Below are 268 nucleotides of genomic sequence, written 5' to 3'. Positions count from 1 at the left end.
AGAGGCGAAGCTGCAGCCATTTCCAGAAGGGGCCGAAGGGCTGCACGGCCGGGTTGTTGCGCTCGGACACGATCACCGGAAGCCTGAGGCCACGTGTGGCGATCAGCGTCAGCGCGTTCGTGCGCGTCAGGAAGCTTAGGACGAAGTCGGGACGGGTGCGGCTGATGGTCGAGCGCAGCCGGTAGAGCCTTCGTGCCACCAACCACGCGGCGCGCAGCTTGTCGGCCTTCTGGGCCGGCACGTCGAGCCGCTCGATGGCGACGCGTGG

The 268-nt window shown here is 67.9% G+C and carries 1 pseudogene; it reads right to left on the bottom strand.

The window, feature by feature from the left end:
* Positions 1-268 (bottom strand): annotated as a pseudogene (locus L981_RS35360) (glycosyltransferase family 4 protein); the annotation flags it as partial.

This window comes from Ensifer sp. ZNC0028, from assembly GCF_000799055.1.
Taxonomy (GTDB): Bacteria; Pseudomonadota; Alphaproteobacteria; order Rhizobiales; family Rhizobiaceae; genus Ensifer.
The sequence above is the reverse complement of the archived record's forward strand: the minus strand, read 5'-3'. Positions and strand labels throughout refer to the sequence as shown.